Annotated in this window: 18 protein-coding genes and 1 pseudogene; 15 read left to right on the top strand and 4 right to left on the bottom strand. The window is 76.1% G+C overall.

Going from position 1 to position 22,536, the window contains the following annotated elements:
* The first annotated feature begins 288 nt into the window (after positions 1-288).
* The 4 genes from ACIRVF_RS06120 to ACIRVF_RS06135 all read left to right on the top strand — a co-directional run bounded on the left by ACIRVF_RS06120 (position 289) and on the right by ACIRVF_RS06135 (position 6,491).
* The gene (locus ACIRVF_RS06120; RefSeq protein WP_402814356.1) at positions 289-765 is read left to right on the top strand and encodes a pyridoxamine 5'-phosphate oxidase family protein; all 477 of its coding nucleotides are present in this window, start codon (positions 289-291) and stop codon (positions 763-765) included.
* A gap of 85 nt (positions 766-850) precedes the next feature.
* Positions 851-3,982, top strand: coding sequence for an amino acid adenylation domain-containing protein (locus ACIRVF_RS06125; protein ID WP_402814359.1), 3,132 nt, complete (start codon positions 851-853; stop codon positions 3,980-3,982).
* Positions 3,979-5,211: a cytochrome P450 gene (locus ACIRVF_RS06130; protein ID WP_402814362.1), complete on the top strand. Its 1,233-nt coding sequence runs from the start codon at positions 3,979-3,981 to the stop codon at positions 5,209-5,211. The genes ACIRVF_RS06125 and ACIRVF_RS06130 overlap by 4 nt, the downstream gene beginning before the upstream one ends.
* A 50-nt stretch (positions 5,212-5,261) precedes the next feature.
* Complete coding sequence (locus tag ACIRVF_RS06135) at positions 5,262-6,491, top strand: cytochrome P450 (protein ID WP_402814364.1); 1,230 nt, start codon at positions 5,262-5,264, stop codon at positions 6,489-6,491.
* A 60-nt stretch (positions 6,492-6,551) separates the two neighbouring features.
* On the opposite strand, the gene ACIRVF_RS06140 is transcribed toward ACIRVF_RS06135, so the two are convergent.
* A complete protein-coding gene (locus tag ACIRVF_RS06140; RefSeq protein WP_402814367.1) occupies positions 6,552-7,193 on the bottom strand; it encodes a TetR/AcrR family transcriptional regulator in 642 nt (213 codons plus the stop codon).
* A gap of 115 nt (positions 7,194-7,308) precedes the next feature.
* Between ACIRVF_RS06140 and ACIRVF_RS06145 the strand changes: the two genes are divergently transcribed.
* Complete coding sequence (locus ACIRVF_RS06145; protein WP_402814370.1) at positions 7,309-7,974, top strand: hypothetical protein; 666 nt, start codon at positions 7,309-7,311, stop codon at positions 7,972-7,974.
* Positions 7,975-8,112: 138 nt separating this feature from the next.
* On the opposite strand, the gene ACIRVF_RS06150 is transcribed toward ACIRVF_RS06145, so the two are convergent.
* On the bottom strand, positions 8,113-9,342 hold the full coding sequence (locus ACIRVF_RS06150) for an MFS transporter (protein WP_402814373.1): 1,230 nt from the start codon (positions 9,340-9,342) through the stop codon (positions 8,113-8,115).
* 650 nt (positions 9,343-9,992) lie between these two features.
* Here ACIRVF_RS06150 and ACIRVF_RS06155 point away from each other — a divergent pair.
* From ACIRVF_RS06155 to ACIRVF_RS06200, 10 genes are read left to right on the top strand one after another with little or no spacing between them, the layout of a single operon-like run.
* Entirely contained in the window at positions 9,993-10,952 is a 960-nt protein-coding gene (locus ACIRVF_RS06155; protein WP_402814376.1) for an NAD-dependent epimerase/dehydratase family protein, read from the top strand.
* Between the two features lie 59 nt (positions 10,953-11,011).
* Positions 11,012-12,685, top strand: coding sequence for a carbamoyltransferase (locus ACIRVF_RS06160; protein ID WP_402814378.1), 1,674 nt, complete (start codon positions 11,012-11,014; stop codon positions 12,683-12,685).
* On the top strand, positions 12,682-13,752 hold the full coding sequence (locus tag ACIRVF_RS06165) for a glycosyltransferase family 2 protein (protein WP_402814381.1): 1,071 nt from the start codon (positions 12,682-12,684) through the stop codon (positions 13,750-13,752). Before ACIRVF_RS06160 ends, ACIRVF_RS06165 begins: the two co-directional genes overlap by 4 nt.
* Positions 13,749-14,399: a D-glycero-alpha-D-manno-heptose-1,7-bisphosphate 7-phosphatase gene (locus tag ACIRVF_RS06170; RefSeq protein ID WP_402814384.1), complete on the top strand. Its 651-nt coding sequence runs from the start codon at positions 13,749-13,751 to the stop codon at positions 14,397-14,399. The genes ACIRVF_RS06165 and ACIRVF_RS06170 overlap by 4 nt, the downstream gene beginning before the upstream one ends.
* On the top strand, positions 14,396-15,436 hold the full coding sequence (locus ACIRVF_RS06175; protein ID WP_402814387.1) for a glycosyltransferase family 9 protein: 1,041 nt from the start codon (positions 14,396-14,398) through the stop codon (positions 15,434-15,436). Before ACIRVF_RS06170 ends, ACIRVF_RS06175 begins: the two co-directional genes overlap by 4 nt.
* Complete coding sequence (locus tag ACIRVF_RS06180; RefSeq protein ID WP_402814390.1) at positions 15,433-16,395, top strand: glycosyltransferase; 963 nt, start codon at positions 15,433-15,435, stop codon at positions 16,393-16,395. Before ACIRVF_RS06175 ends, ACIRVF_RS06180 begins: the two co-directional genes overlap by 4 nt.
* On the top strand, positions 16,392-17,654 hold the full coding sequence (locus ACIRVF_RS06185) for a glycosyltransferase (protein WP_402814393.1): 1,263 nt from the start codon (positions 16,392-16,394) through the stop codon (positions 17,652-17,654). Before ACIRVF_RS06180 ends, ACIRVF_RS06185 begins: the two co-directional genes overlap by 4 nt.
* On the top strand, positions 17,651-18,319 hold the full coding sequence (locus tag ACIRVF_RS06190; RefSeq protein WP_402814395.1) for an SIS domain-containing protein: 669 nt from the start codon (positions 17,651-17,653) through the stop codon (positions 18,317-18,319). Before ACIRVF_RS06185 ends, ACIRVF_RS06190 begins: the two co-directional genes overlap by 4 nt.
* Positions 18,316-19,698: a D-glycero-beta-D-manno-heptose 1-phosphate adenylyltransferase gene (gene rfaE2, locus ACIRVF_RS06195; RefSeq protein ID WP_402814398.1), complete on the top strand. Its 1,383-nt coding sequence runs from the start codon at positions 18,316-18,318 to the stop codon at positions 19,696-19,698. The genes ACIRVF_RS06190 and rfaE2 overlap by 4 nt, the downstream gene beginning before the upstream one ends.
* Entirely contained in the window at positions 19,695-20,687 is a 993-nt protein-coding gene (locus ACIRVF_RS06200; RefSeq protein ID WP_402814401.1) for a glycosyltransferase family 9 protein, read from the top strand. The genes rfaE2 and ACIRVF_RS06200 overlap by 4 nt, the downstream gene beginning before the upstream one ends.
* On the opposite strand, the gene ACIRVF_RS06205 is transcribed toward ACIRVF_RS06200, so the two are convergent.
* Both ACIRVF_RS06205 and ACIRVF_RS06210 read right to left on the bottom strand, forming a co-directional pair.
* Positions 20,675-21,610 (bottom strand): glycosyltransferase family 2 protein, encoded by a 936-nt coding sequence (locus tag ACIRVF_RS06205; protein WP_402814638.1) that lies wholly within the window; start codon positions 21,608-21,610, stop codon positions 20,675-20,677. The genes ACIRVF_RS06200 and ACIRVF_RS06205 overlap by 13 nt on opposite strands.
* Positions 21,611-22,042: 432 nt before the next feature.
* Positions 22,043-22,471: pseudogene (locus ACIRVF_RS06210) on the bottom strand (glycosyltransferase family 2 protein); the annotation flags it as partial.
* Between the last annotated feature and the right edge of the window lie 65 nt (positions 22,472-22,536).

Here is a 22,536-nt window from a genome sequence, read left to right on the forward strand (position 1 = left end):
CGCGGACGGTCGGATTCAGGCCAGTGAATGACATGTTCACGACAGTGCAGTGATCTCTCCGTCACTGTACGTGCCAAGAGCGTCATGCTGTTCCTGCGGAGGTGATTCCGGCGTGGGAGCGCGCCGGCCGCCTCTCATCGCCTCCGGTGCCGGCGCCACCCGAGCGGGGGGTTGCCGTCCCATCCTGCGAGTGAGCGCCGCGCCGTCCGTCGTGACCACGGCGGACCGCGCATCGTCGCGAGTCTCAACTTCCTTACAGCTGAAGGGTACTGACCGATGCTGCCTGCCATGTCACAGCACGACCGGGAGAGCTTCCTCGCCGATCGGCGGGTCGGGGTCCTGAGCGTCGCGGATCCCAGAGAAGGCGACCGCGCGCCGCTGAGCGTCCCGGTCTGGTACGGGTACGAGCCCGGCGGCGAGGTCCTCGTCCAGACCGGCCGCGAGACGGTCAAGGGCCGACTGCTGCGCGCCGCGGGCCGGTTCAGCCTCTGCGTGCAGGACGAACGGCGGCCCTACCGGTACGTGAGCGTCGAGGGGCCCGTCGTCGCCGTCGAGGATCCGGTGCCGCCGGCCGTCCGGGACGCGCTGGCCCACCGCTACCTGGAGCCGGACGAGGCCCGCGGCTACCTCGATGCCACCGCCGACCAGCTCAAGGACGACATCCTGTTCCGGCTGCGCCCCCAGCGCTGGCGCACCGCCGACTTCGCGGCCTTCGCGGCCGACTTCACCGAACCCGCCGATCCGCCCGCCGACAGCGCGGGCTGACCGGGCCCTCCGTCGGCAGCCCCGGCACGGCGCGGCACGGCACCGCCGCAGCCGCCGCGGCGGCCGACCCTCCTGAGAAGGACCCATGACCGATACCGATGTCTCGTCACGTCTGATCCGCATCCCGGCCGCCCGCCCCGCCGAAGGCGCCGCCGCCCCCGACTACCCGCGACACCTCACCCTCCCGGAGCTCTTCGCCCGCCAGGCGGCCGCACACCCGCACGCACCGGCGGCTCACCACCGCGACCGCACCCTGAGCTACGGCCGCCTCGACGCCGGCTCGACCGCCCTGGCCGCCCGACTGCTCGCCGCCGGCATCACCCCCGGCGAACCGGTCGGCGTGTGCGGCAGCCGCTCCCCGGAGGCGCTGATCGCGCTGCTGGGCATCCTCAAGGCCGGCTGCGCGTACGTGCCGCTCGACGACGACCTGCCCCCGGCCCGACTGCGCGCCATGGCCGAGGACGCCGGACTGCGCGCCGCCGTCACCCTGTCCGGCGCCGAACGCCGGGTCCGCGGGCTGCGGGTGAGCATCCCGGTCGTCGACGACGCGCCCCCCGGGCCCGTCCGGGCCGCCGGCGTCCTGGCCGAGGCCACCGACTGCGCCTACGTCGCCTTCACCTCCGGCACCACCGGCCGCCCCAAGCCCGTGGCGGTACCGCACCGGGGCGTCGTCCGGCTCGTCCTGTCCGACCGCGAACTGCCCGCGCCCGGTCCCGGCGACCGGATACTGCACGGCTACGGCCTGTCCTCGGACGCCTCGACGATCGAGATCTGGGGCGCCCTGCTCACCGGCGCCTGCCTCGTCATCGCCGACCGCGAGGAACTCCTCTCGCCCACCGCCCTGGAGGGCCTCCTCCGCACCCAGGGCGTCACCGTCGCCTACCTGACCACCAGTGTCTTCCACCTCCTCGCCCGGACCGGCCCCCGGGCGATGGCCGGGCTGCGGTTCGTCTCGGCCGGCGGCGAGGCGATGGACCCGCGGCTGGCCAACGCCGTCCTCGCCGCCTGCCCCACCACCACGGTCGTCAACTTCTACGGCCCGACGGAGAATTCGGTCGTCTCCACCGCCCACCGGGTGCGCCCGCTGCCCGAGGACGCCACCCACGTCCCGATCGGCCGCCCGTTCGGCGCCACCACCTGCCACGTCCTGCGCGCCGACGGCACATCCGCGGCGCCCGGCGAGGAGGGCGAGCTGTACGTCGGCGGGGACGGACTGGCCCTCGGCTACCCGGGCGACGAACAGCTGACCGCCGGGCGCTTCGTCCACCTGCCGCAGGTCGAACCGGGCGGCCGCCTCTACCGCACCGGCGACCGGGCCGTCCGCGACGCCGACGGCCTGCTGGAGTACCGCGGCCGCGCTGACCGCCAGGTGAAGCTGCGCGGCGCGCGGATCGAGCTCGACGAGGTGGAGTCGCGGTTGCGCGCCCACCCGGCCGTCGCGGAGGCCGTCGTCGAGGCGGAGGACGGCGCGCTCACCGCCTACGTCACCCCCGCCGCCCCCGGCGGCCGGCTGCCGCTGCCCGAGCTGCGCGGCTACTGCGCCCAGTGGCTGCCCCCGCAGGCCGTCCCCTCGCTCGTCGCCCTCGACCGTTTCCCGGTGACCAGCGGCGGCAAGGTCGACCGCAAGCGGCTCCGCGCCGTCACCGCAGCGCCGTTCGAGCAGACGCCGTTCGAGCGGACGCCGTACGAGCACCCGGCCGAAGGGCTGCCCGCCCTGCTCGCCGGGATCTGGCAGCAGGTGCTGCGCACCGGGCCCGCCCCCGAGGACGACTTCTTCCACCTCGGCGGGGACTCCCTGCTCGCCTCGGAGACCGTCACCCGCACCCTCGCCGCCCTCGGGCTCGACGCCGCCCTCAGCTCCGGCCTCATCCGGGCGCTGCTCACCGCGCCCACCCTCCGGAGCTTCACCGAGGCCGTCCGCGCCGCCCGGGAAGGCTCCCCGCCGGCCGCCGACGGAACCGCCGTCGACTTCGCCCGCGAAACCGAGCTCGGCTTCCGCCTGCCGCCCGTCCAGGGCCCGGCGCCCTGCCCCCGGGATCCGAAGGACGTCCTGCTCACCGGCGCCTCCGGCTTCGTCGGCGCCTTCCTCCTCGCCGCCCTGCTGCGCCGCACCGCCGCCCGCGTCCACTGCCCGGTCCGCGCCACGAGCCCCGCCCACGCCGAACAGCGCGTGCGCACCGCCCTCGCCCGCTACGGCCTGCGCCTGGACGAGGCCGACTGGCGACGCGTGACCTGCTTCCCCGGCGACCTCGCCGAGCCCGCCCTCGGACTGCCGGACGAGCATCGCGCCGACCTCGCCGACCGCCTCGACCTGATCGTCCACAACGGTGCCCAGGTCAACTTCCTCTACCCGTACGAGCAGTTGCGCGCCCCCAACGTGGACGGCACCCGGGAGATCGTCCGGCTCGCCGCGCCCCGCCGCGTCCCGGTCCACTTCCTGTCGACCGTCGCCGTCGTCGCGGGCTCCGGCGCCGCCGGGGTGCGCGAGGTCGCCGAGGACGCCCCGCTGGCGCACGCCGACGGGCTCACCATGGGCTACGCCGAGAGCAAGTGGGTGGGGGAGGGGCTGCTGCGCCGGGCGGCGGCGCAGGGGCTGCCGGTGGCCGTCCACCGGCCGTACGAGGTGACGGGAGACCAGATGAGCGGTGTGAGCAACACCGAGACCGCGATCTGCTCCCTGTTCAAGACGATCGCCGAGACCGGTCTCGCCCCCGACATCGCCCTGCCGATGGACTTCGTCCCGGTCGACCACCTCGCCGAGGCCGTGGTCCACATCGCCACCCGCCAGGACGCCGACGGCCGGACCTACCACCTCACCAACCCCCGCCCGGCGATGCTCTCGGACGTCGTCGAGCGGATGCGCGCGGCCGGGTACGCGGTCCGCACCCTGCCCTACCGGCAGTGGGTCGCCGAGCTCGTCCGGCACGTAGCGGCCAACCCCACCAGCGCCACCGCGCCCTTCGTGTCGCTGTGCGTGGACCGCAGCCGCACCGCCGACATGTCCGTCAAGGAGCTGTACTTCGAGGGCACCTTCCCGGTGCTCGGGCGGGAGAACGCCGAAGCCGCCCTGGCGGAGAGCGGGCTCCACTGCCCGCCGGTCGACGCCGCCCTGCTGGACCGCTACCTGGAGTACTTCTTCGGTACCGGCTACCTGCCGCGCCCCGCGGCCGCCAACGCCGCCAACGCCGCCGCCGTCACCCAGGAGGGCACGCGATGACCGACACCGCCGTCCCGGCCCCCGCCCTGGCCCCGATCCCGGTGCCCGAGGTGGAGCCCGGCACCGCCGGACCGCCCTGCGCCTACGCCCGGCTGCGCGTCGAACAGCCCGTCGCCGAGGCGCGGCTGCCCAACGGCGAGACCGCCTGGCTGCTCAGCCGCTACGAGGACGCCCGCGCCGCCTTCGCCGACCCGAGGCTCGTCCGGCCCCTGTTGTCCGCCTGGCCACCAGCCGAGGGCGACGACGCGCCGCCACCCTGCCTGCCGACCTTCCTGGAGATGACCGGCGAACACCACGAGCGCGTCCGCCGGGCCGTCCTGCCGCTGTTCGGCCGCGGACGCCTGGAGTTCATGCGGCCCCGCATCCGCGCCATCGCCCAGGAGCTGATCGACGCGATGACGGCCGCCGCGCCCGACCGCACGGCCGACCTGGTTGCCGCGTACGTCGAACCGCTGCCGCTGCGCGTGCTCTGCGAGACCATCGGCCTCCCGCACCAGGACCGCGACCGCTACCTCCCGCACACCCTCACCCTGCTCAGCGCCGCGGGGCTGAGCACGGACGAGATCCTCGCCGCCCTGTACGCCCTCCAGGACTACGCCTCGGAACTGATCACCCGCAAAGAAGCGGAAGCGGACGGCGAGGAGGACCACATCCGCCTGCTCCTCGCCGAGAGCCGCCGCCCCGGCGCCGGGCTGACCAGGGACGACGTGGTCAGCTTCATCGTCACCATGCTGATGGCCGGCTACAAGACCAACATGCAGCACACCGGCAACGCCCTGCTCACCCTCCTCACCCACCCCGACCAGCTCCACCGGCTGCGCGAGCACCCCGCCGGAATCCCCACCGCCGTGGACGAACTCCTGCGCCACGTCCCGCTGATGAACGCGATCAACATCCTGGTCGCCGAGGAGGACCTCACCCTCCACGGGCAGCGCATCCGGGCCGGCGACGCCGTCGTCCCGGTGCCCGCCTCCGCCAACCGCGACCCCGAGGCGTTCACCGACCCGGACCGCCTCGACCTCACCCGCACGCCCAACCCCCACCTCGCCTTCGGCCACGGCCCGCACGCCTGCACCGGCGCGCACCTGACCCGGATGCAACTGGCCGTCGTCATCCAGGTGCTGCTGGAGGAACTGCCCGGCGTCGAACTCGCCGAGCCCGCCGAGTCGCTGCCCTGGGACGAGACCACCCCGCTGCGCGCCCCCGCCCGGCTGCCGGTGCGCTGGTGACGACGGCGTCCCCGCTCCACTCCGAATCCGCCCAGAAAGGACCGCGCCACGTGAGCGCACCCCAGGCTCCCGCCGCCACCGACGACACCCCGGGTGAGCACCCGCTGCCCCGCTACCCGTTCAGCACCGACGGTGACCGCCTCGCCCCGGAACTGGACGAGCTGCGCGGCCGCTGCCCGGTCTCCCGGGTCAGGACCAACTCCGGCGGCGAGGCGTGGCTGGTCACCGGCTACGAGCTGGCCCGCGACGTCCTGCGCGACCGCGCCTTCGCCCGTTCGGTGCTCGGCGAGGCCGACAGCCCGACCCAGGACGCCCCGATCCTGGCGCCCGAGCTGCTGGACGCCATGAACCACCTCCAGCGGGCCGGGCTGCGCGACGAGGTGCTCGCCGCGCTCGGCCGCAACCAGCCCGAACTGCCCGCCGACTGGGTCGCCGAGGTGACCAGGCAGGGCCTGGAGCGGATGGCGGCCGAGGGCGCCCCGGGCGACCTCCAGCGGCACTTCGCCGAGTGGGTCGCCGCGCAGTGCCTGTGCCGGCTGCTCGGCCTGCCCTTCGAGGACCGCGAGTGGCTCGCCGAGCGGGCCGACAAGGACCTCACCATGGCGACGTACTCCGACGCGGAGCTCGCCGTCAACTGGGAGGAGATCCGCGCCCACATGGCGGCCTTCATGGCCGCGCGCACCCCCGGGCGTCCGCGCGGCCTCGCGGACCGGCTCGCCGATCTGAACGACGTCCACCGGGGCCTGGACGAACGGCAGTTGTCCAACATCGTCGCCGTGCTGTTCGTCAGCGGCTACGAGGACTTCGCGAGCTTCCTGGGCGTCGCCGCGTTCAACCTGCTCCAGCACCCCGAGGCGATGGCGGCGCTGCGGGAGCGCCCCGAGGAGACGCCCCGGTACGTGGAGGAGCTGCTGCGGTGCAGCGTCGTCCTCGGCAACGCCATTCCGCGCTTCGTCACCCGGGACACCTCCCTGGGCGGGGCGCAGGTCAAGGCCGGCGACCTGGTGCTGCTCTCGCTGGACGCCGCCAACTACGACCCCGAGGCGTTCACCGACGCCGGGCGGTTCGAGCCGGGCCGCTCGCCCAACTCCCACCTGCGCTTCGGTCACGGCCGTCACCACTGCCCGGGCGCCCACCTGGTGCGCCGGCAGTCCGACGTCGCCTTCCGGGTGCTGCTCCAGCGGTTCCCCGGCCTGCGGCTCGCCGTGCCGGCGGCCGAAGTGCCCTGGCATCCCAACCGGATGGCCATCATGGCCGCGGCCGTACCGGTCACCTGGTGAGCTGAGCCTCCTGCGGTACGGGAGGCACACCGCCGGTGACGCCCCGAGGACGGTCTGCCGTCAGGGTGCCACCGGCGGTCGCAGCGCGGCGAAGCCCGTACAGAGCAGGCGGATGCTGCGCGTGAACTTCTCGTCCTGGCCGATGCGGGGGATCAACTCGCCCATGACCAGCGGGAACCGCTCGCACAGGTCGGCGTGGAGCCCGGCGGTGACGGCCGGTGGGGAGGACGGCTGGTTCCGCTCCTGGAGGACGAAGCCGGTGACGTGGCTGAGCAGGGTGTCGGCGGCGATGCCGCAGTGCTCGGGGGGCAGGCCGCCGTCGAGGAGGGTGCCCAGCAGGCGTTCCATCAGGGAGAGCGCGCCGGTGCTGAGCCTGCCGGGGCTCTCGGCGAGGAGTTGGGCGCCGCCGGGGTGCTCCTTGATGCTCAGCCGGAGGGCGGTGGCCTGGGCCTCGACGCGGTCCGGCCAGGCCGCGGTGGGCGGCAGGGCTGCCAGGGCGGCGGTGCCCGCGTCGTACGCGCGGCGGCAGACCCGGTCGGCCATCAGGGCGAGCAGCTCCTCCTTGCCGCGCACGTGGTAGTAGAGGCTGCCGGCGTGGGCGTCGAGCCGCTCGGCGACCTGCCGCATGGAGAGGTTCTGATAGCCGACCTCGGCGAAGACGGCCATGCCCGCGTCGACGATGCGCTCCCTGGTGAGCTTCATGCGAGCCACCGTAACAGCGTTTTCCAACAGTGTTCGAAAGTTGTGCTAGCTTGTGCTCCGTCAGGTTTTCGAACGGTGTTGGAAAACGCCGTAACCGGGGGGAGGGGCCAGGCGGATGGGGGCGATCGTCTTCAACGTGACCACGGCCGCGCTGATGGTCATGATGGTCAACTGCGGGCTCGGGGTGGTCGGCCGCGACACCCTGCGCGGGCGGCCGCTCCCGTGGGCGGCGATCGCCCTGACCACGGTCGCCGTCGGGGGAGTCGTGCTCCAGCTCGCCTGGTCCGGCGCCATGGACGCGCTGGACGCGGACCCGGCCAGGTCCGGCTGGTGGCGCGAGTTCACCTCGGTGTTCATGCAGAACGGCGGCCTCTTCGGCGGCCTGTGGAACCTGGTCACCCTCGCCGCCGTCGCCGCGCTCGCCCAGTGGTACTGGGGCGGCACGCTGACCCTGGTCCTCTTCCTGGCCGGCATCGTGCTGCCCGGCCGGATCGACACCCTGCTCGGCTTCGGCGACGGCCCGAGCACCGACCCGCGCAACTTCGCCGGCAGCTCCGGGGCCACCTACTTCCTCGGCGCCACCCTGGCCCTCGCCTTCCTCACCCGCACCCGCCTCCCCAAGGAGATCGCCCTGGCGGCCGGCGTCCCGGTGCTCGGCCTCGCGATGTGGCTCGCCCAGGACAACGGCCACGGACTGGTGTCCGTCTACGGCTTCGCCCTCGCGGCGGTGGTGTGGGTGGTCCGCAGCCGACTGGTCCGCCCGACCAGGCGAGCGGTCTGACCGCCGGTCGGGAAGAACGCCCGGGCCGGGGCGCCCGGCCGGCCCGGCGACGTCGTGGAGTGCTCGATCGAGGGGCTCGGAACGCTCGGCAACCGGATCACGGCCCTGGACCGACGGCCCAGGACCGACGGCTGCCGATCACGCGGCCGCGACGAGCCGCTCCGGGTCGCCGACCGCGCCGCCGACCCCGTCGACGGCCGGCCGGGCGGCCGGCCCGGCGGTGGTCCGGCGGCCCAGCACGGAGCCGCCACCCACCGCGCCGCTGACCAGCAGCCCCCCGGCCAGCAGGGCGCCCCGCGCGCCGAGGAGCTGGATCGAGGCGCCCAGCAGCGGCGGACCGGCCAGGCCCCAGAGCGTGCTCACGCTGCGCCAGGCCCCCAGGACCCGTCCGCGCAGGTGGGCGGGCGGGTCGGTCTGGAGGATCGTCGACACGGCCGTGTCGCTGAGCGACTCCAGGACGGCCATGGGCACGACCAGCAGGGCGAGCAGGAGGAGGGTGGGCGAGAGCGCCGCGAGGCACTGGAGGAGCCCGCCGGCCGCCGTCAGCACCGCCACCAGCCGCACCGAGGGGTTGCGCAGCCGCCCGGCGATCACCGCGCCGACCGTGCCGCCGACGGCCAGCACGGTGGCGATCAGGCCGTACTCCCGGGCCCCGCCGTGCAGTGCCCCGCTGACCAGGGCGGCGAGGGTGAGGCCGTAGTTGCGGCCGAGCATCGAGCCGAGGCCGGTGAGACAGGCCACCGCGACCAGGCGGCGCCGGCCGACGAAGAACGCGACGCCGGCCCGGACGCCCTGGTGGTCGGCGTCCGGCCCGGGTCCGTCGGCCGGTGTCGCACCCGCCGCCGGCCGCAGGAACGGGATGACCAGCGCCACCACGACGAAGGACAGGCCGTTGGCCAGGTAGGCGCTCGCCATCCCGAACAGGCCGACCACGACCCCGGCGAGGGCGGTGCCCGCGAGCCGTCCGACGCTGTGCACCACCGAGCCGACCGCGATCGCCGAGGGCACGTCCTCACGGGGGACGAGGTCGTTGCCGAGCAGCGCGCAGGCCGGGGACTCGATGGTGGCGATCAGCCCGGTGAGCACCGCCAGCACCAGCAGGACGGGAACGCTGAGCGCGCTCAGTGCCACCAGCGCCGCCGTGCCGAGGGCGATCACCGCCAGCGCCGCCTGGCTGACGGCGGCGGTGGTCTTGCGGGGCCACCGGTCGACCGCCGCCCCGCCGGCCAGGCCCAGCAGCAGACCGGGCGCCACCTGGAGGGCGAGCGACAGACCGGTGACCGCGGCCGAGCCGGTCAACTGGAGGACCAGGAGGTTCTGGACGGTCAGCTGCATCCAGGCGCCGGCGTTGGAGACCAGGTTGGCCATCGACCACCAGCGCATGCTCCGGTGACGCAGCGAACGCCAGGGCGCGCGGGAGCCGTCCGGTCCGGCCTCCGCCGAACGCGCCGCAGGCGGGACGGAGCCCTGACGAGGGGAGGGGACGACTACGCGCCGGGCGCGCGACGGTGCGGTGATTCTGGGCAGCACTTTCACAACCGGATCGAGTGGTACGCGGGAAGGGGCGGGCTCGATCCGGGTGGGCGTCGCCGGTGCGTGAGCCGGTGCCGCCGGGGCGACCAGGCGCCCGGCGGTAGCTCCATGCTCGGCGGCCTGGGCGCGATCGCAAACGTCAGCTGGCTCACACCGTCCGCGACGGACCCGGCCGCATCCTCGCTGACCTGCGGTTTCCTCGGGGCGGTGGGGTTGCTCACACCGACTCGGCGGTAGCGGCCGGGGTGGAATCCGGTGGACGGCCCTCGAACGGCCGATGCCTTCGAACGGCCGATGCCTTCGAACGGGTGAACCAGTCCCTTCCTGGTGCCCGGCCGTGCCCGGGCCGGTCGCACCAGCGGAATCGACGGCCTCCGCCCCGGTGGCAGTGGCCCCGGGGCGCGTCCCAGCTGTCGCGGGACCCTCCGGCGGTGGAGAGGCTGGGCGGAGCGCCGACGCACCGGCCGAGCACCGAGGAGGAACGGATGACTTCCCGTCCTGGAGAACGCCTTCACGCCGTGGTCACCGGCGGGGCCGGTTTCGTCGGCTCCCACCTGTGCACCGCCCTGGTCGCCCACGGGTACCGGGTCACCTGCGTCGACGACTTCTGCACCGGGTCCACGGCCAACGTGGCCCACCTCGCGGACAGGCCCGGCTTCGAGCTGCGGGAGGCCGACGTCGGCGAGGGCCTGGACGTCGAAGGGCGCGTCGACTACGTCTTCCACCTGGCTTCCCCCGCCTCGCCCGCCGACTACCTGCGCCTGCCGCTGCACACGCTGGACGCGGGCAGCCGGGGCACCCGCAACGCCCTGGAGCTCGCCCGCCGGAACGGTGCCAGGTTCCTGCTCACCTCCACCTCGGAGGTGTACGGCGATCCGCTCCAGCACCCCCAGGTGGAGAGCTACTGGGGCAACGTCAACCCGGTCGGCCCGCGCAGCGTCTACGACGAGGCGAAACGGTTCGCCGAGGCGCTCACCACCGCCGAGGCCGGCGCCGTCGGTGTGGACACCGCGATCGTCCGGCTGTTCAACACCTACGGCCCGCGGATGCGCTCCCACGACGGACGGGCCGTGCCCACCTTCATCCGCCAGGCGCTGGCCGGGGAGCCGCTGACCGTCACCGGCGACGGCAACCAGACCAGGTCGCTCACCTACGTCACCGACACGGTCGACGGCATCCTGGCGATGGCACGCTCCGACCTGGCCGGTCCGGTGAACATCGGCAACGACGTCGAGTTCACGATGCTGGAACTGGCGCACCTGATCATCGAGCTCACGGACTCGCCCTCCACCGTGCAGTTCGTGGCCCGGCCGACCGACGACCCCGCGGTGCGGCGCCCCGACATCACGATGGCCCGCGACAAGCTCCGCTGGGAGCCGATGACGCAGGCCCGCGAGGGACTGGCCACCACGATCGAGTGGTTCCGCGCCCACCCGGAGGCCTGACACCGACGCTCCCGGTGAACGGTGTCCCGTCGCCGGCCGAATCGAGGAGGTCACGCGCCATGCGCGTGCTCGGAATCAACGCCCTGTTCCACGACCCGGCAGCCGCCCTGGTCATCGACGGCCGGACGGTGGCCGCCGCCGAGGAGGAACGGTTCAGCCGCCGCAAACACGGCAAGCGCCCGCTGCCCTTCTCCGCCTGGGAACTGCCGGTCCAGGCCGCCCGCTGGTGCCTGGAGCACGCCGGGCTGACACCCGCCGACCTCGACCTCGTCGGCTACTCCTTCGACCCCGCGCTGGCCCGCCCGGCCGACGCCATGGGCCTGGACGACCCCTGGGACCACCTGCGGCTGCGGTACGCCCACGAGGCGCCCGGCTTCCTCGCCGAGGCGCTGCCCGGCCTGGACCCGGCCGCCGTCCGCTTCGTCCCGCACCACGTCGCCCACGCGGCCTCCGCCGCCTACGCCGCCGACGGCGCCACCGACCCCTGTTCCGTCCTGGTCCTGGACGGCCGGGGAGAGGCCACCTCCCACCTCGCGGCCCGGCGGGTCGGCACCCGACTGGAACCGCTGGCCGGACAGCAGCTGCCCCACTCGATGGGGCTGGTGTACGAGGAACTCACCCAGCACCTGGGCTTCCTGCGCTCCTCGGACGAGTACAAGGTCATGGCGATGGCCTCCTACGGGACGCCGAGGATGGCCGACGCGGTGCGCCGCCACGTCCACCCGACGGGCGACGGCGGCTTCCGCGCGAGCGCCGTGCCCTGGTCCGAGTTCGCCCCCGCGCTCGCCCCCGGCCAGGAGTGGACCCAGCTGCACGCCGACCTCGCCGCCTCCACGCAGCACGTGCTGGAGGAGGTCATGCTCGACCTCGCCCGCTGGCTGCACGGCCGCACCGGCGACCGCCTGCTGACGCTGGCCGGCGGCGTGGCGCTCAACTGCGTGGCCAACTCCAGGATCGCGGCCGAGGGCCCCTTCGACCGGGTCTGGGTGCAGCCCGCCGCCGGGGACGCGGGCACCGCGCTGGGCGCGGCCCTCCACCTGGCCGCCTCGGGCGGTGACCAGCCGCTGCCGATGCCCGGCGTCGACCTCGGCCGGGGCTGGTCGGACGCGGAGGTGGAGGCGTGGCTGCGCCGCGCCCGTGTCCCGTACGAGCGGCCGGTCGACGTGGCCGCCGAGGTGGCCGCCGCGCTGGCCGAGGACGGGATCGTGGCGTGGTTCCAGGGCCGGTCCGAGTTCGGCCCCCGGGCGCTGGGCCACCGCTCGCTGCTGGCCCACCCCGGCCGGGCGGCCAACCTGGAGCGGCTGAACGACGTGAAGGGGCGCGAGCAGTTCCGGCCCGTCGCCCCGATGGTGCTCGCCGACCGGGCCGCCAAGATCTTCGAGGGGCCGCTGCCCAGCCCGTACATGCTCTTCGTGCACCGGGTCACCCCCGAATGGCGCGAGCGGATTCCCGCAGTCGTCCACGTGGACGGCACCGCGCGGATCCAGACCGTCGACCGCGCCGCCGACCCGCTCACCGCCCGGATGCTGGAGGAGTTCGAACTGCTCACCGGACTGCCGGTGGTGGTGAACACCAGCCTCAACACGGCCGGCCGGCCGATGGTCGACGACGTGCGCGACGCCCTGGAGTGCTTCGGCTCCTCCCCGGTCGACCTGCTGGCGCTGGGCCCGTTCGTGGTCCGGCGCGGCCGGATGTTCGCCGACCCGGCCCGGCCCGGGGAGGGAACGCGGTGAGCGGCGGCCCGACCGCCTACGCGGTGGTCGTCCCGACACTCGGCAGACCCAGCCTGACCGCCTGCCTCCGGGCGCTGGCGGACGGCCAGGGGCCGCCGCCGGAACAGGTCGTGCTGGTCGACGACCGCCCGCTGACCGACTGCGGGCCGCTGGCCGTCGAGGTGCCACCGGCACTGCGGGACCGGCTGACGGTCCTGCCCGGCGGCGGCAACGGCCCGGCGGCGGCCCGCAACACCGGGTGGCGCGGCGTCACCCAGCCCTGGGTCGCCTTCCTGGACGACGACACCGTTCCGGGCCCGACCTGGCCGCGCGACCTCGTGGCCGACCTGGCCGCCGCGCACCCCACGACCGGCGGCGTCCAGGGGCGCATCGAGGTGCCCCTGCCCACCGGGCGACGGCCCACCGACTGGGAGCGCGGCACGGCGGGCCTGGCCCGCTCCCGGTGGATCACCGCCGACATGGCCTACCGGCGGGCCGCGCTGGAACAGGTCGGCGGTTTCGACGAACGCTTCCGCCGGGCCTTCCGCGAGGACGCGGACCTGGCCCTGCGGGTGCTGGACGCCGGCTGGCGGCTGGAGCAGGGCGGCCGCCGCACCACCCACCCGGTGCGCCCGGCGGACCGCTGGGTCTCGCTGCGCCAGCAGGCCGGCAACGCGGACGACGTCCTGATGAACCGGCTGCACGGACCGCGCTGGTGGGAGCGGGCCCAGGCGCCCCGCGGCCGCTTCCCCGCCCACGTGGCGGTGACCGCCGCGGCGGTCACCGCCCTCGGAGCAGCCGCCGCCGGTCGCCCGCGCGCCGCCGCGGCCCTCGCCGCGCTGTGGCTGGCCGGCACGGCGCAGTTCGCCGCCGCCCGCGTCCTGCCCGGCCCGCGCACCAGGGAGGAGGTCGTCACGATGCTGCTGACCAGCGTGCTCATACCGCCGGCCGCCTGCCGGCACCGGCTCCTGGGCCTGCTGCGCCACCGTGCGGCCGAACCCTGGTACGCGCCGGATCCCGCCCTGCCCACCGCCGAACCGCAGGTGGTGCGGACGATCCGGCCGGTGGAACGGGAGGGGTCCTCATGAGCTCCGCCACCGGCCGGGCCCCGGCCGACGCGCGGCCCCCGCACCGCGGGGCGCGGCCCGAGGGGCCCTGGATCTTTCCCGCGCGCCCCCGGCCGGCCGGGCCCCCCGCGGCGGCCGCCGTGCTCTTCGACCGGGACGGGACCCTGGTGGAGGACGTGCCCTACAACGGAGACCCGGCCCAGGTGCGGCCGGTGCCCGGCGCCGCGCGGGCGGTGGCCGAGCTCCGGGCCGCGGGCCTGGGGCTGGGCGTCGTCAGCAACCAGTCCGGCGTGGCCCGCGGGCTGCTGACCCGGCGGCAGGTGACGGCCGTACAGAGCCGGATCGAGGACCTGATCGGCCCGTTCGGGATCTGGGCGGTCTGCCCGCACGGACCGACCGAGGGTTGCGGGTGCCGCAAGCCCGCGCCCGGCCTGGTCCTGGCCGCCTGCCGGGGCCTCGGCGTGCCGCCGGCCCGGACGGTCGTCATCGGGGACATCGGCGCCGACGTCGGAGCGGCCCGCGCGGCGGGCGCGCGGGCGATCCTCGTCCCGACCCCCGCCACCCGGCCGGAGGAGGTCGCGGACGCCGAGACCGTCGCGGCCGACCTCACCGCCGCCGTCCGGCTGGTCCTCGACGGCCGGCCCGGAACCGACCGGGAGGGCACATGACGACCCTCGTGGTCAGGCTCGACAGCGCCGGCGACGTCCTGCTCGCCGGCCCGGCCGTCCGGGCCGCCGCCCACCACTCCCGGCGGGTGGTGATGCTCTGCGGACCGCAGGGCGCCCCCGCCGCCCGGCTGCTCCCGGGCGTGGACGAGGTCGTGGTCTGGGACTCGCCCTGGACCGGCTTCGACCCGCCCCCCGCGACGGCCCGGGGCGTCATGGAACTGGTGTCCTCGCTCGCCTCCAGGAGGATCGAGCGGGCCCTCGTCCTGACCTCCTTCCACCAGAGCGCCCTGCCGACCGCACTGCTGCTGCGGATGGCGGGCGTGTCCCACATCGCCGCGGACAGCGTGGACTACCCGGGCTCGCTCCTGGACCTGCGCCACTGGCGCGGCGAGGGCCGCCACGAAGCGGAGGCCGCCCTCGACCTGGCCGGGGCCGCGGGCTTCCCTCTGCCGCCAGGCGACGACGGCCGGCTGGCCGTCCTGCCGCCGCCCGACCAGCGGCACCTCACCGGCCCCGGCCGCTACGTCGTCCTGCACCCGGGAGCCGCCGTGCCCGCCAGGGCGCCCGGGGCGCGCCTGGCCGCGGCCGCGGTACGGGCCCTGACCACCGCGGGCCACCGGGTGGTGGTGACCGGCGGACGGGCCGAGAAGGAGCTGACGGCCGAGGTGGCCGGCGCCGACGCCCTCGACCTCGGCGGGCGCACCGGCCTCGCCGAACTCGCGGGCGTCCTGGCCGGCGCGGACGCCGTCGTCGCCGGGAACACCGGTCCGGCCCACCTCGCCGCCGCCGTCGGCACCCCCGTCGCCTGCCTGTTCGCGCCCGTCGTGCCGGCCCACCGCTGGCGGCCGTACGGCGTGCCGCACGTGCTGCTGGGGCGTCAGGACGCCCCCTGCGCGGGGACCAGGGCCCGGACCTGCCCGGTCCCGGGCCACCCGTGCCTGGACTCGCTCACCGCGGAGGAGATCGTCACGGCCGTCGACCTCCTGCGGGGACCCGCCGATCCCGACCGAGCGGCCGCCCCGGAGGTGACCCGATGAACATCCTGCTGTGGCACGTGCACGGGTCCTGGACGACCGCGTTCGTCCAGGGACCGCACACCTACCTCGTACCGGTCACGGAGGGCCGCGGACCGGACGGCCTCGGACGCGCCCGCACCTTCGACTGGCCGCACACCGTCGTGGAACTGCCGCCCGAACGCCTCCGCGAGACCGACATCGACCTGGTGGTGCTCCAGCGGCCCCACGAGGCGGCGCTCGCCGAACGCTGGCTCGGCCGACGGCCCGGCCGCGACCTGCCCGCCGTCTACCTGGAGCACAACAGCCCCCACGGCGACGTCCCGGACACCCGCCACCCGATGGCCGACCGGGCCGACCTGACCCTCGTCCACGTCACGGCCTTCAACGACCTCTTCTGGGACTGCGGGCGCACCCGCACCACGGTCATCGAGCACGGCGTCGTCGACCCCGGGTACCGCTACACGGGAGAGCTGGCCGCCTCGGCCGTCGTGGTCAACGAGCCGGTCCGCCGTGGCCGCACGACCGGGACCGACCTGCTGCCGCTGTTCGCGCGGCAGGGCCCGCTCCACGTCTTCGGCATGGCGACCAGCGGGCTCGCCGCCCACCTCGGCCTGCCACCGGAGCGCTGCCGGACCGCCGAACTGCCCCAGGCCGCCCTGCACACCGAACTGCCCAGGCGCCGGCTCTACCTGCACCCCGTGCGGTGGACCTCCCTCGGCCTGTCGCTGCTGGAGGCGATGCACCTCGGCATGCCGGTGGTGGCCCTGGCCACCACCGAGGCCGTCCGCGCCGTGCCCCCCGGAACGGGCGTGCTCTCCACCGACGCCGGGGAACTCGCCGACGCGGTGCGCCACTACCTGGCCGACCCGGCGGCCGCCACCCAGGACGGGCTGCGCGCCCGCCAGGCCGCCCTGGAGCGGTACGGCCTGAAGAGGTTCCTCGCCGACTGGGACCGCCTGATCGAGGAGGTGACCCGTTGAACACGCCCCTGAGCATCGACCTGGTCTCCGAACACGCCAGCCCCCTCGCCGTCCTCGGCGGGGTCGACGCCGGCGGGCAGAACGTCCACGTCGCGGCGCTCGCCGGAGCCCTCGCCGACCTCGGCCACCGCGTCGTCGTCCACACCCGGCGGGACCGGGCCGACCTCGCCGAACACGTACCGCTGCGCCCGGGCGTCCTGGTCCACCACGTCCCGGCCGGCCCGGCGCGCCAGCTCCTCAAGGACCAGCTGCTGCCGTACATGCCGGCCTTCGGGGACGAACTGGCACGGTACTGGCGGGCCCGCCGGCCCGACATCGTGCACGCGCACTTCTGGATGTCCGGACTGGCCGCGCTGCGCGGGGCCCGGGACCTGGCCATCCCGGTCGTGCACACCTACCACGCGCTGGGTGTGGTCAAGCGGCGCCACCAGGGAGCGGCCGACACCAGCCCGCCCGGCCGCCGGACCATCGAGACCGCCATCGCCTGCTCGGCCCACCGGCTGGTCGCCACCTGCAGCGACGAGGTCGCCGAACTCCTGGGGATCGGGGCCCCCGCCGACCGGATCAGGGTCGTGCCCTGCGGCGTCGACCCGGCCCGCTTCACCCCGACCGGACCGAGCGCGCCGCGCGGCAGGCGCCGGCGGCTGCTCACGGTGGGCCGGATGGTCCCCCGCAAGGGTGCCGAGACCGCCGTCGAGGCGCTGGTCCGGCTGCCCGGCACCGAGCTCCTGGTGGCCGGCGGACCGCCCGTCGACCAGCTGGACGCCGACCCGTACGCGCGACGCCTGCGCGCGCTCGCGGCCCGGCTCGGCGTGGCCGACCGGCTCGTCCTGCTGGGCGCGGTTCCCGCCGACGAGATGCCCGCCCTGCTGCGCAGCAGCGACCTGGTGATCTGCCCCGCCCACTACGAGCCGTTCGGCATCGTCCCGCTGGAGGCGATGGCCTGCGGCGTGCCGGTGGTGGCCACGGCCGTCGGCGGCCATCTCGACACCATCACGGACGGGCGGACCGGCACCCTCGTGCCGCCCGCCTCCGCGGAGGCACTGGCCGCGGCCGCGCACGCCCTGCTGGCCGACCCGAAGACCCGTCAGGCCTACGGCGAGGCCGGGCGCCGCCGCGTCCTCGCCTTCTACACCTGGCGCACCGTCGCCACCGCCACGGCGAAGGTGTACGAGGAACTGCTGGACCGCAGCGACCCGCCCGCCCGGACGGCCGGCGCACCCCGGGCCCCGCGGGTCACGACAGGAGGCCCCCGATGACCGCAGGCTTCTTCGACGCCGCCGACGACCTGGAGCAGGCCGCACGGCACTGCCGGGCCCTGGAAACCGCCATCGGCGCCCTCCGGGCCCACCACCTGCCCCTGCTCACCGGCTGGGGCGAGGCGCTGGCCGGCCTGCTGCCCGCGGGCTGCCGCCTGCTCGCCGCCGGCAACGGCGGCAGCGCCGCCCAGGCCCAGCACCTGACGGCGGAACTGGTCGGCCGCTACCGGGGCGAGCGCGCCGCGTACTCGGCGATCTCCCTGCACGCCGAGACCTCCAGCCTCACCGCCATCGGCAACGACTACGGCTTCGAGGAGGTCTTCGCCCGCCAGGTCGAGGCGCACGGCAGCGCCGGTGACGTCCTGGTCCTGCTGTCCACCTCGGGCCGCAGCCCCAACCTGCTGGCGGCCGCCGACACGGCCCGCTCCCTGGGCCTGGGCGTGTGGGCGATGACGGGCCCCGCACCGAACCCGCTGGCGGAGCGCGCTGACGAGGTGCTGGCGGTGGAGGCGCCGGAGAGCGCCACCGTGCAGGAGGTCCACCTGGCCGCCCTGCACATGGTCTGCGAGGCCTTCGACGCGGCGCTCGACCGCCGTCAGGACACGGACGACCCGGTCGCCGCGCCCGGCCAGGACCTGCCCCGACTGCCCGGGAGGACCTCGTGAACGGCCCCCTGGTCGTGGTCGGCGACAGCCTGCTCGACATCGACGTCGACGGCCGCGCCGACCGCCTGGCCCCGGACGCCCCGGTGCCCGTGGTCGACGTGTCGTCCGAGCGCAGCCGCCCGGGCGGCGCCGCCCTCGCCGCGGGCCTGCTGGCACGCTCCGGCCGCGAGGTCGTCCTGGTCACCGCCCTGGGCGACGGAACGGCGGCCCGCACCCTGCGCCGCCACCTCACCGGACGCGTACGACTCGTGGAACTGCCGCTGGCCGGTGACCTCCCGGTCAAGACCCGGGTGCGGGTCGACGGCCGCGCCCTGCTGCGCGTCGACCGCGGCGGCGGAACCGTCGGGCCCCCCGACCGCCGGGCCGCCCAGGTGCTCGCCCGCGCCGCGGCCGTCCTGGTAGCCGACTACGGCCGGGGAGTCGCCGACCGGCTGCGCGCCCCGCTGACGGCCTGCGCCGCGCACGTCCCGCTCGTCTGGGACCCGCACCCGCGCGGCGGGCCGCCGGTCCCCGGGGCACGGCTGGTCACCCCCAACGCCGCCGAGGCCGGGTCCTGCGCCGCCGCCCTCGACCCCGGCGCCCCGACCGGGGACGGGCTCCCCGCCCACACCGCCCGGGGCGCCCTGCTGGCCGACCGCTGGCGCGTCGCCTCGGTGGCCGTCACCCTCGGGCGGCGGGGCGCGCTGCTCTGCCGGGGCACCGAGAGCCCGATCCTGCTCCCGGCCCCCTACGAGGCCACCGGCGACCCCTGCGGAGCCGGCGACTGCTTCGCGGCGGCCGCCACCGCGGCCCTGGCGGCCGGCGCCATCGCCGAGGAGGCGGTCCACGCCGCGGTCACCGCGGCGGCGGACTTCGTGGCCCGCGGCGGCGCCGGCAACCCGGCCCTGTGGGACCGGGCCCCCGGCCCGGCCACCGCCCCGCCGGACGCCCTCCGGATCGCCGAGGCCACCCGCGCCCGGGGCGGCACGGTCGTGGCGGCCGGCGGCTGCTTCGACCTGCTGCACGCCGGCCACGTCTCCCTCCTGGAGTCCGCCGCCCGCCTGGGCGACTGCCTGATCGTCTGCCTGAACTCCGACGACTCCGTGCGCCGGCTCAAGGGCCCGGGCCGCCCGCTCAACCCGGAGGACGACCGGGTCCGGGTCCTCACCGGCCTCGGCTGCGTCGACGCCATCCAGGTGTTCGAGGAGGACACCCCCGAACGGGTCCTGCGCACCCTGCGCCCCGACGTCTGGGTCAAGGGCGGCGACTACCGGCCCGAAGCCCTGCCCGAGGCCCCGGTGCTGGCCGAATGGGGCGGCCAGGTGCTCGTCCTGCCCTACCTGGACGGCCGTTCCACCACGGCGCTCGCCGAGCGGGCCGCCGTCCGGGCCCGCCCGTGACCGAGCGGCCCGCCCTCCTGGTCCTGCGGGCGCTCGGCCTGGGCGACCTGCTCACCGGCGTACCCGCCCTGCGCGCCCTGCGCCGCCACCACCCCGGCCACGAACTGGTCCTGGCCGCCCCGGCCCGGCTGGCACCCGCCCTCGCCGCCACCGGCACGGCGGACCGGCTGCTGGCCACCGACGCGCCCGGGCGCGAGGTGCCCCATCGCCTGCCCTGGGACGGCCCGCCGCCCGAACTCGCGGTGGACCTGCACGGCAACGGACCGGCCAGCCGTGACGCCCTGGCACGACTGCGGCCCACCCGCCTCATCGCCTACGCCGACGCCCGCGCCCCGCGCTGGCGCGACGACGAGCACGAGCGCGAACGCTGGTGCCGCCTGCTGCGCCACCACGGCATCGGAGCGGACGCCGACGACCTGCTCATCGCCCGGCCCGCCGTCGCCTCGCCCGCACCCGGGGCCGTGGTCGTCCACCCCGGAGCCGACGCGGCCGCCCGACAGTGGCCGCCCGACCGGTTCGCCGCCGTGGCCCGGGCGCTGCGGGCGGACGGCCGGCGGGTGGTGGTCACCGCCGGCCGGGGTGAACGCGCCCTCGCCGAGGACGTCGCACGCGGCGCCGGACTGCGGTCGGGGGACGTCCTGGGCGGCGGCGCGGACCTGCCCTTCCCGCTGCTGGCGGCACTGGTGGCCGAGGCCCGCGCGGTGGTCTGCGGGGACACCGGGATCGCCCACCTGGCCGCCGCGCTCGGCACGCCCTCGGTGACGCTGTTCGGCCCGGTCTCTCCGGTGCTGTGGGGGCCGCCGGACGTGCCCCGCCACCTCGCCCTCTGGCGGCACGAGGGCGAGGCGACGCGGCCCGGCGACGCCCACGGCCCCCGGCCCGACCCCCGGCTGCTGCGCATCCGCCCGGCCGAGGTGCTGGCCGCCCTCGCGGAACTGCCGCCACCGGTATCCCGCCCGGGGCGCGCGGCCCCGGTTCAGCCGACGTAGCGGCGGGCCCGGGAGGCACGCTGCGCCCCGTCCAGGCTGCGCAGCGCCCGTTCGACCCGGGGCGGCACGGTGCGCCGTTCGCGCAGCACCCACGGCAGGCCCGCCGCCGCCTCGGCGAAGGCCCGCAGGGACACCGCGTCCCGGGGCACGCTGCGGGCCAGGAAGGCGGTGCGGCGCGCCGCGGGCCACAGCGGCCGGCGCAACCAGGTGAACCAGAGGGTGTTGCGGATCCCGTGCCGCCGCCGCAACGTCGCGTCGCGGGCCGGGGAGGGCCGGTGGTGGACCGTCAGGTTGTCCGCGTACACCAGCCAGTGGCCGGCGCCCGCGAGGTCGGCGGCCAGCAGTTCCTCCTCGCCGCCCAGCCAGAGCCGCGGCGAGAAGCCGCCGGCGGCGCGGAACAGGTCGGTGCGCAGCACCGTCGCTCCGGCGAGGAAGGAGCCGAGAGCCGGCCCCGGGAGCCAACTCGGGGCGGGCACCGGTGAGTTCCGCAGCTCCTCGACGATCGGGTCCTCGCGCGGCGGCGCCTGGGGGCGGTCGGGGTCGTGGACCAGGATCCGGGCGGTGACCGCCGCCACCGGCGGGTGGGCGTCGAGGAGCCGGACCGCCGCGTCCAGCGAACCCGGCTCCCACCAGGTGTCGTCGTCGCAGAAGGCGAGGTAGCGCGTCGTCACCTCGCGGGCCGCCAGGTTCCGCCCGCAGGCCCCCGCGTTGCGCCCGGCCGGCAGCAGACGGGCGCCGCCCGGATGGTCGCGGACGGCCCGGGCCGTCCCGTCGGTGGAACCGTTGTCGACGACCAGCACGGGCGGGCGCTCCGGCAGCTCGGCCAGGCGGTCGAGGGTGTGCAGGAGTTCGCGGCGGCGCTCGTGGGTGATCACGACGACGGTGACCGGGTGCCGCCCCCCGGCCGGTTCGGGCGCCGCCACGGGCAGCCCCTCCAGGGTCCGGACGGCTCGCTCGACCCGCTCGGGCAGCGGATCGCGCCGGTGCAGGGCCAGCGGCAGCCGGGGCATGGCGGACACCAGGGCCCGGCGCGCCACCGGGCCGTGCGGTGCGGCCCGCAGCACCGCGGCGGTGTGGCCGAGCGCCACCGGGCGGGAGCGGCGCAGCCAGTCGGTGAGGAGCGTGTTGCGCAGCTGTCGGGCCGACCGTCCGGGCCGGGACTCCGGGGCGGGGTGGTGGTGGGCGACGACCTCGGGGCAGTACGCGAGGCCCCAGCCCTCGGCGGCGAGGTCCAGGGCCAGCAGTTGCTCCTCGCCGCCGAAGTGCAGCAGCGGGTCGAAACCGCCGACGGAGAGGAACGCGTCCCGGCGGACCACGGCGGCGCAGGCCAGGAAGCCGAGGACGGACGGTCCGGGCAGGTCCGCGTCGGTGCCGAGCGGGCCGGCGGCCAGTTCCTCGTTGATCGGGTCCGGTCGCTCGGCGGGACCGACCAGGGTGGCCCCGGTGAGCAGGGCCAGCCGCGGGTGCCGGTCGAGCAGCCGGACGGCGGAGTCCAGGGCGCCGGGCGCCCACCAGGAGTCGTCGTCGCTGAACGCGATGTACCGGGTGGGCAGCGCGGTGGCCCCGACGGCGCGGGCGGCCGCGCCGAGGTTGCGGCGCAGTTGGATCACCCGAACGGCGGGATGGCCGGCCAGGACGGCGTCGGCGGTGCCGTCGGCGGATCCGTTGTCGACGACGGCGATCGGCGGACGCTCGGGCAGCGCGGCCAGGTGGTCCAGGGCGTCGAGCACATTGGCCCGCCGGTTGCGGGTGATCAGGACCACGCCCAGGTCGGCAGGACGCATGGAGGCCCCCAGGAATCCGGTCGGTGGCGGGGAGCGCGGCGGACGGCGAGGGTCGCGGGGGTGCT

The organism is Kitasatospora sp. NPDC101157 (genome assembly GCF_044768255.1).
Classification (GTDB): Bacteria; Actinomycetota; Actinomycetes; order Streptomycetales; family Streptomycetaceae; genus Kitasatospora.